General features: G+C 50.3%; 2 protein-coding genes. Both read right to left on the minus strand.

The features are described from left to right. The coding region (locus AC2TDN_RS26470; RefSeq protein WP_484690729.1) for a helix-turn-helix domain-containing protein at positions 1-529 on the minus strand (529 nt) is incomplete at its 3' end. 40 nt (positions 530-569) lie between these two features. Next, positions 570-1,019 (minus strand): DUF6431 domain-containing protein, encoded by a 450-nt coding sequence (locus AC2TDN_RS26475; protein ID WP_484690730.1) that lies wholly within the window; start codon positions 1,017-1,019, stop codon positions 570-572. Positions 1,020-1,206: the final 187 nt, after the last annotated feature.

The following is a 1,206-nucleotide window of genomic DNA, read 5'->3' on the forward strand; positions in this document are numbered from 1 at the left end:
GTTTGCTCGTGCCGCCTGGTCCAAGGGGCAGATGGGGCCCATACTTGATGTCGCTCTGCCACAAGCTGTTGCGATGCTGTTTCTGAAAGCGGCGAGCAGCTGTTCCACCGCCGGCATACATTCGCATTTGCCTGGAACTGTAACCCTTTGCGGTCAGCTTCTCTTGCAGCGTGCTTCGCTTCAATTGACCCGGCCTAGCTTTTTCTTCCCATTCTAGAATCTGAATGATTTGGCTCACACTGCGGCTTGGAACTTCACGTCGAAGAAGAATAGCTTGTTCAAGTAGAGCGGCAGGAATGGCATCCGTTTCTGACTTTCTTTGTTTTGGTTTTGGTTTCAGTCCACTAAACCCGTTTGCCCGATAGTTGGCCAAATAACGCCGGATGGTGCGCTCAGACAGCCCTGTTTGCTCACAAATGGACAGCTTTAATTGACTCGCCTTGGCTGCATCTAAGCCTGAAGCGAGTAAGGGGGATAACCATTGTACTCGCTGTGCAGCCAGGTCCTCTGCTTTTTGCTGATCTTTCATCTCTCATGCCTCCCCAATTCGGATTTAGCATGAGTGTAGCTTAAGAGCGTGCGGACAAGAATGCAGAACGGGTCTGTACCCAAAACAGCGAATTCGTGATACGTCGGACAGCTCGGCTCAGCCAACCGCCTTCTATTTCCACATAGCGTCCGATTTCTTGGTGTGCAGACTGAGAGGGAGTGGACGAACATCTCACAGGCAAGTTAAACCGAGTAGCGATAGCGGCTAGACATCCCACGGCGTACACGCTCCAGACCAGAAACCATGTTCTCCATCTTGCGATGGTAGAGTCGTCTGCTGCAACGACGTTCCGAACCTTCTCCGTGAGAACGTTCTCGATGCTGCTAGCATCGTAGCGTCTATATGGAATGAGCAGATCTGGCAATTCATGATGAATACAGCGGCACCGCTCACAGTAAAGCCTACGTATGATGAGCTTTGCTCGTTCACCGCAACTCTTATACCAAGCTCGCTTCCGACTGCCTTTCACAGATAGATTCCCGTCACAGCAAGGACATATTGCTTTCTCCGCACACCTAACAAAAAACGCTGGTCTCTAATTCCTTGAGCTCCAACGTGTAATTTGATACAATGACCATGGTGATTGGGAAGACGTCTCCGGTGATACTGTTAGAGCAGTAACACGACTTATGGAGGCGTCTTTTCCTTTCCTAGAT

The organism is Paenibacillus sp. Y660 (assembly GCF_057221575.1).